Below are 7,506 nucleotides of genomic sequence, written 5' to 3'. Positions count from 1 at the left end.
CAGGGAAATTCAGATTGTTTCAATCTAATGTGACCGCTGAAGGGGTGACAACGAGTTGCTTGTCATACTAAATCCAGTTATTAAAAACTGATTATGTATTCCCCCTTTTGCATGAGTGCATGAGTAGAAAACGGGTTTCTCCGAGAAACCCGTTTTCTGTGCGTTACTCAGTCTCAACTTAGTTGGGGTTTAACAACCTTTCTAGGTTTTGTTCACAGTTCTCTTTATGGGAGAGCATATTTAATTTTTCAGAAAGATTTAAGGCTTGTTGCCAGTGATTAATAGCTGATTTAAGATCATGGGTTTTTTCTTCAAATTCTGCCAAAACAATTAAAGTCTCTAGTTCTATATATCTTTCTCCAATATCGAGGGCAATATCTAAAGCTTGATTAAGATATTGATAGGCTAGATCATCCTTTCGAGTGATACTATAAATTTCTCCTAATCCAGCACAAGCATGGGCAACACTTGCTACATCTGAAATAGCTAAAGCTTTTTTCTTTTGTTGCTTAAAGTATTTTTCAGACTCCTGAAAATTTGCTTGTTGCCCATAAATTGAGGCTAAATTTCCCAAAGACAAAATAATTCCTGCTTCATCGGTTATTTGCTCAGATAAGTTAAGACTTCTTTGAGTATAATCGATAGCTTGATTCAAATCATTGATTCGCCGGTGTGCTTCTCCTAAATTTCGTAAAGCCATTGCTTGATAAATAAGATTTTTAATTTTTTCTGCCCATTTTAAGTATTTTTCTAAACAAGCAATAGTCTGGTCAATTTTTCCCTGATAACCATAACAATTACCGAGATTTAAATAAGCAACATTAATAATCTCAAATTTTTCGTCACAATCGGGAATAATCTCGGCTAGATTTAAACCTTCATTCAGTACTATTTCAGCGCTTAAATATTCACCTTGTATTCCATCAATTGTTGCTATATTTACTTTGCCTCTTGCTTTCCAAAGAGGATTATTTAATTGCTCGGCTAAGGATAAGAGTTTCTCTGCATAATTTTTTGCTTGGTCAAATTGTCCTAATTCTCGATACATATAACCAAGTTCACTTAAACAGAGAAAATCGGTTTCATTGTCAAGATTTCCTAATAATTCTTTACACAGTTTTATGCCCTCTTCATACCGTCCCCAGATGCGTAATTGTTTGTGCAAAGGGAAAGAAGTTGGATCATGAATTTCTAAGGGTAAAGAAAATAAAGATTTAGCTTCTTTATACCAACCTAATCGACATAGACAGAGAAATGCTTCCACATAACGACTTGCCCGTTCTTGAATAGAGAGCTGCTGTCCCATTTTATCCTTAATATGGCGTTCATAACCAATTAAATGCCAGATAAATGCGCCAAAATGTGCTTTTTCAAAATGACTTCCTGTCGCTCCTAAAATTTCCCCTTTTTGTTTGACTTGAGCGAGTTCTCCAAAAACAGTAAAATCGATACTTGTGAGACGTTCTTTGACTCTTAATTGAGGAGATTTAAAATCATTCATGATTTGGGTTTCCTTCTTTTCTTTGGGTAGATACTAGACGCTTGAAAGCAACATTGCGAATTAAGCTGTGCTGTTTGATATGTGGTTCATATCCCAGTTGTTTTTGAGTTTCTACTAAATAACGGTTAAACAAGGTAAAAAGAGCTAGGTCTAAATCCTGTTCCTCGTATTCTGAAAATAATTGAAGATTTTCAAACCACGCATTTTTAAATTCAAAAGATGAATAAGTGGAGCCATAGATAAGCAATAAATAAGCAGTTTTAAAAGTGTTTTCAAGTCGCTCTATTGTTCTTTCGACTTCCTCCTCTAGCAGTTGTTTTCGTAATTGTTTGGTCATTAAGTTAACTTTGTAATAATCATCAGGATTGGCTTTTTGAGCTTCATCAATCATTTCTCTTAATCGTCGAAATCGGGATTTATTCTCCTCATAATAAGTGCTGATATCTCCATTCAGTCTATCAATAATATCACCAGAAATTAAGCGGATAGCGAGAGGATGTCCCTCATAAAGTTTTCCGATCTCTTTAAGGTAAGCAAGGTTACGTCCATGAAGAATTAATTCGACTTCTGCTTGTTGAAATAAACGTTCAAATAACTGTAAACTTTCCTGCTCTTCTAATCCCATTAATGGCTGAATATGCCAATATTGATCTTGACTAAAAGTTTCAAAATCTTCAGGCTTATCCTGCGAAGTTATCACAATTCGAGTCTGACAATTTTCGGCTTCTAATATCTTTTGAAAAAAGACTCGCCAGAGGGGGTCTTTAAAGCGATTACTGCCATCTTGTTGTTCTCCTTGTAAAAGATTTTCCATTGAATCAAACCAAATCAATCGACGATTATTGCTCAGATGATTAACCAGTTGAGTTAATAATTGTTCTGGTTTTTTTGCTTGTTTTGCCGTAACAGGTTCATCGCCACGATTGAGTAAATCAATAGCTGTGCTGATAAAGTTTTGTGCTTCTGATTGCGACTGTTGATCCTCCCGTTGATTAAACCCATCAAAATCAATAGGCAGTTCAGGAGGAAACCCTTCTTGACACAAAGCTAAGGCCAATTTGTAGGCGAGGGCAGTTTTCCCAATACCTGTTATTCCTGTAATTACGACAATGCGACAATCGCCTCTTAGGTTTTCCAGTAAATCACTTTGAAGAGACTCTCGCCCCACCCAAATAGGCTCGATATCTTGAGTCAGTTTTTGCAAAAGATTATCTAGATCTGCGACTTTTGAAGGGTCGATGTTCAAAGCTCGACAAAAGGCGAAAAAACCTTCCGATTGAATGGTTTTACCCCTCAAAAAATGATCTAAAGTCTCCGGTGAGCAGTTGTCGGCGTAATAAGAGTAATAAGTGTGGGCTGGGTCATTTGAAATTTCCTCCCAATTCCCATCGGGTTTGGAAAATTGACTAGCCTCGGTGCATAAGTATTTTCTAGTCCAGCCTTCTTTTTGTTTTTGCGCCCATCGGGTTTTGACTTGCTCAAGTCCCGCTACGGAGAGTTTTAACTTCATTGCTCTCTATTCAATCTACATAAGTTTATTTCTCTATTGTTGATCAATTATCCCCAGAAATTCTCATTTTTTGAAAAAATTTTCTCTAATCTGACTAAGCACATATCAGCTATTTGCTCAATTATAGGTATAGGAAGCCATTGAAGCTTTCTAATTCTTTCTAATTCCAGCTTCTTTTGCTTTTTGCGCCCAAAAATCATCGTTTTGCTTGCTTCTCTGTAGAAATCTAAGGATTTCTATCGCTTTACTCCCAATGAAGAGAGCCTCATTGCTCGTTGTCCTCTTCCTAAGGGTAGCAAAATGGCTATTTCTCAAATAATCAACCAAACCAATGGTAAACAGTTTATCTCATTATCATCTACATCGGTGCGGCTACTGTCGTCGGATGGAGTTGATGTCAATCACTTATTTAGCGGTCAAATACCAGAGCGTCACTATGAGCAACTTTCTTGTTGGCTTAATTTAAAACCAAACGAGGAAAAGGACTTAACGGCACAAACATTTGAAACGCTAAAGACCACAAATTACACCCAAAAAGATCCCCTATTCACTTTAAGGACTGTCCGAAGAATGTTACAGGATAACGGTCTTCTCTTTGTCTATGATATATCCCAAACCCCCAATATTGAGCAATATGTGAAGATTCTGTTTTCTTGTGCTGGATTTATTGTGTTAAATAACATTGGCAACTGCTGGATTCTTAGCAAAAGAGCCTTACTTTCTTTTGATGTGCCAAAGGTAAAAGGTTATCTGGTCAAGGAAGCGGAAACACCAGCAGAAATTGAATCCTATTTCTTATTTCTCAAGAATCGCTATCCTGAGTCACAAAATTATTGCAGAGAAATCGACGATTTATTTACTCACCAATCGGTTATTTTTCTAGCCTATCCTGAACATAATCCCTCTCAGGTAATCGGTGTTGCACGTTATACCTATTCTCTGCCTGAATATGGCTACTATTTGCCTTGTCAACTTGCAACATTTTGTGAAGGAAAACACACAGGAAAGCATTTGATGTTACCCAAAAATGTAACAAGCATCGGAGAAAGTCTCTCTCTGTATGATGAAAAGGGAACTGGCAAAAAAGGAACAAGTTATCTTGTTTATCAGCAATTGATTCGAGCTATCTTGACTTACAAACATGATATTGCTCACACTGAAATTTCCTACACGACTTATCCAAAAGGGGACGAAACCATTGAAGCACTGTATAAAGAACGTTTTGGATTTAAGCACACTCTACACGATAATGAAAAAGTTTGCTTAAAATATGGAACATTTGCCGGTCAATGGTATCTCATTGAACTGGAGCAGTGGATGATTAAGCATCAGTACCACAACGCTGACCAGATTTTTCATAAACACAAGGAAGCGTTTGCGGTGTGAAGTCTAGCTCAGTATATTTCCGATAAATACTAGATTTTGGGAACTTAAGGTAAATTATCCTGAAAATTGGCTATATCCTTAAGTGTCCCGAAGTCAATCTCAGCTTTAGATGTCATATTCCTTACTCTATAAGGGTTTGAGGCTATTTTAAAATTGATACCAGTTTGGGTAAATTCCCAAATTATTCTCAAGCTATACTGGCATACCAGATGCGGCCTGTTCAGCCGAAACTTAGAAATAAGGGGATGATTGGCTTTTGTCGAATAACCGATAGGTTAGAATTCGCACTTTACCTGAATAAATTGTATGGTTTTGGTGTATTATGTATCAACAACAAGTTCAACTTTTGGGAAATCCTTTAACGCTTAAAGTCAGCAATCCAGATGTTAATCAGTCCTGTAATATTATTGGAATTGATAACAATGGAGAAGGGAAATCTTTATACGTCTATAATGTCGTAGCGGATGCGTTAGAATCTAATAAACGCAATATTGAAGACTTAATCAAAGAATATGAAAGACGGACAAATATTGCTTTTAAAGTTTTGATTGCGCTATCCGATGGCGTTATTTGGGTACTAACCACTGTTATGAGTATCTTTACCTCTATCTTCGGAGGAGTTGGTGGTGCTGGAATTTATGGCATCATGTTTGTCTTAATTATCCTTGCTTTGTTGGCGATAGCATGGATTTATGCCTTAATGGTAATTCTACCTCTTATGGCAATTTCTTATGGTACTAGACTGTGGTTAGAACAAGTTTCTAAAAAAGCCATAGAACAATTAAGCAGAGACGCAAGAGAGGTGGCGCGTAAATCTTTAAAAGGAACTCAAGATTCTTTACAATTACCTGAAAATAATTCGTAATTTACCTCAAAAATTATCTTTTTTCTAAGCCAATAAGAGGATTTAATGAACAGTTTCTGGCAAGACTTTTTTACCTTTCGGAAAATGGTGAGCATTACCATTATCAAGTTTCTCTATATCTTAGGCTTGTTTCTGATTACCCTAGGAGGTTTAAGTGGACTATTTCAGCAACCTTTAGCAGGAATCGCTACTTTAATTATTGGTAATTTATTCTGGCGAATTTTCTGTGAATCATTGATTCTAGTTTTTAGTATTCACCAAGAATTAGTCAAGCTTAACAGTAAGTAATGTTTTCAGCAATTGACCATCTTGCGAATTGAAAATCATGAAAAAAATTAACTTCATCTTATCTATTTTTATCCTGAGTCAGCTAGGGTTTAGCTTACCACTTAAAGCTCAATCTCGCTGTCAAGCAATCATTAATTCTATTGTCAATGAAATAGAATCTAAAGGAGTTAGAAGGGTGATACTTACAAAAAGGACTGTAACTAATAGGAGAAATCCCACTAATAGAAAAGATGAAATCATTTTCGCATTAAGCCCTTATAATGAAAGCTATACATCTCTTGATACAAGAAGTGATAGGATTGTTGATAACATCATGAGGTCTCCTGTTTTAATGAAAAGTTATGCCGATAGAATAGTTTCTAATTGTCAAGATATTGCCGTTGTAATGTTCGGGGCTGATCAGACAGATTGGGGAGCAGACTTTGCTATTCAATCTGATGGCAAAACTCGCCCACGAGATTGTATTCCTTCTGGTAGTAATTTAACTGCTAATTGGAATGAAATGTATTGTCATTAAGCTTCTAAAAGTCTTAATTAACCTCAAATATTTCTTTCATTAATTTAGCAAAAAATATGAAAATTACTCATTTATTTTTTATCACCTGTCTTGTCAGTTTAACCAGCTTAGTCTTACCAGTAAACGCTCAAACATGGCGTCGTCATCAAGAAAATAACTATCGTAATGTGGTAGCTATTGTTAAACCTCATCGGAGTGGATATTGTAGCAATCATTTTATTCGACAAGATGGCAGGGTTTATGACGCAAGAAAGGGGACTCGTGGAAGTTATTTAATTGTTGATCAAGTCGTCTCATTGACAGGTGTTATTAACACCAATAATAGAGGTGATAAAATTTGGCAAGTTTTCTATCAACCCTCACGCACAACCATGTGGTTACATGACTGTGATTTATCTATTCCTCAACTCGTTGATTAATTAACAATAACCCAGAGGTTTAAACATGAAAACAATTCAAAATTCAATTGCTCGTATGATTGCTAATAGAGAGCAAATTTGGCAACAATATGATCGGGCTGATTCTAATCGAAAAGACCTAAGTAAACGCTTTGCTAAATATTATAGTAATACAAGTAAAGTTACGACTATTTCCCCTTTAACTTCTCAACAATTAGCCCCTGCTGAAATTGAAGCTTGTCTGGATAAATTAGAAGAAACAGACCGTAAAATTAACCAAGAACAGTCTAATATAGAATCTCATAAAAATGAGATAAAGTCTTTAAAAATTAAGGCTCGTAACCTAATCATTGGGCTAAGTGTAGGAGGTGCTTTCTTGTTGTTTACTTTATTTGTTTTTATTAAAGGTAACTCCTCTGATGACTCTAATTCTTCTCAACTGTATCAGTTAAATACTCAAAAAAATGTTTTAAAATTATCTAAACAAGGAGAATAATGCTTATGTTTTGGCAACAACAAATTGAAGGGTTAAACCAAAAAATTGAACAAAGTAGTCAACGCATAACCGACTATTTAGGGTTTTGTGCTTCTTTGTTCAATCATGGTAAATTAAACGGCGAACAATTACCTAATTATTTTGGAAAATTTCTCCAAGATAGCTATCTATCGACTCAATCTTATTTAGAACAGCAACCATTAGAAATAATAGGAAGTTGGCAAGATTATCGTTGGGAAAATTGGAACATTAACGATAATTTATTATCCTCATTAGAGCATACAGAATTAATTCGTATTGGTCAATTAGTTGAACAAAGATCGAGTAATAACACTTTTTGTGTTCCCGAATTTGCTCCCTTTATCGGTGGGAATAAGACTATTATTATTCGCTGTAGCAATAATGCAACATCTCAATAAATGCTGGTAAGGAAGCCGAAGTCAACCTAGAAAATGAACCCGCACTCGTGAGAAAGCATCGACTTAGGTTGCACTGAGGAAGAAAATCTGCTTTAACTAAGGATATGCTTCTTCCCATCGAGATCC

General features: G+C 35.7%; 9 protein-coding genes. 7 read left to right on the top strand and 2 right to left on the bottom strand.

Annotated elements, in window-relative coordinates; translation table 11 throughout:
* Positions 1-178: 178 nt before the first annotated feature.
* A complete protein-coding gene (locus tag O9290_RS27030) occupies positions 179-1,501 on the bottom strand; it encodes a tetratricopeptide repeat protein (protein ID WP_288055165.1) in 1,323 nt (440 codons plus the stop codon).
* Positions 1,494-3,011, bottom strand: a complete 1,518-nt coding sequence (locus O9290_RS27025) for an ATP-binding protein (RefSeq protein WP_288055163.1) — start codon at positions 3,009-3,011, stop codon at positions 1,494-1,496. The genes O9290_RS27030 and O9290_RS27025 overlap by 8 nt, the downstream gene beginning before the upstream one ends.
* 300 nt (positions 3,012-3,311) lie before the next feature.
* Here O9290_RS27025 and O9290_RS27020 point away from each other — a divergent pair, with 300 nt between their 5' ends.
* The 7 genes from O9290_RS27020 to O9290_RS26990 all read left to right on the top strand — a co-directional run bounded on the left by O9290_RS27020 (position 3,312) and on the right by O9290_RS26990 (position 7,380).
* The gene (locus tag O9290_RS27020) at positions 3,312-4,397 is read left to right on the top strand and encodes a hypothetical protein (protein WP_288055161.1); all 1,086 of its coding nucleotides are present in this window, start codon (positions 3,312-3,314) and stop codon (positions 4,395-4,397) included.
* Positions 4,398-4,719: 322 nt separating this feature from the next.
* Positions 4,720-5,262: a hypothetical protein gene (locus tag O9290_RS27015; RefSeq protein WP_159293588.1), complete on the top strand. Its 543-nt coding sequence runs from the start codon at positions 4,720-4,722 to the stop codon at positions 5,260-5,262.
* A 45-nt stretch (positions 5,263-5,307) separates the two neighbouring features.
* Entirely contained in the window at positions 5,308-5,550 is a 243-nt protein-coding gene (locus O9290_RS27010; RefSeq protein ID WP_052276204.1) for a DUF4282 domain-containing protein, read from the top strand.
* Between the two features lie 37 nt (positions 5,551-5,587).
* Positions 5,588-6,067: a hypothetical protein gene (locus O9290_RS27005; protein ID WP_288055158.1), complete on the top strand. Its 480-nt coding sequence runs from the start codon at positions 5,588-5,590 to the stop codon at positions 6,065-6,067.
* Positions 6,068-6,123: 56 nt separating this feature from the next.
* Positions 6,124-6,486 (top strand): hypothetical protein, encoded by a 363-nt coding sequence (locus tag O9290_RS27000; protein WP_002779156.1) that lies wholly within the window; start codon positions 6,124-6,126, stop codon positions 6,484-6,486.
* A 25-nt stretch (positions 6,487-6,511) separates the two neighbouring features.
* On the top strand, positions 6,512-6,961 hold the full coding sequence (locus O9290_RS26995) for a hypothetical protein (protein WP_150977563.1): 450 nt from the start codon (positions 6,512-6,514) through the stop codon (positions 6,959-6,961).
* Positions 6,962-6,966: 5 nt separating this feature from the next.
* Positions 6,967-7,380 (top strand): hypothetical protein, encoded by a 414-nt coding sequence (locus O9290_RS26990; protein ID WP_288055154.1) that lies wholly within the window; start codon positions 6,967-6,969, stop codon positions 7,378-7,380.
* The last annotated feature ends 126 nt before the right edge of the window (positions 7,381-7,506 follow it).

The organism is Microcystis sp. LE19-41.2A (genome assembly GCF_027530405.1).
Lineage (GTDB): Bacteria > Cyanobacteriota > Cyanobacteriia > Cyanobacteriales > Microcystaceae > Microcystis > Microcystis aeruginosa.
Note: the sequence above shows the minus strand (reverse complement) of the source record. Positions and strands in the feature narration are given on the sequence as shown.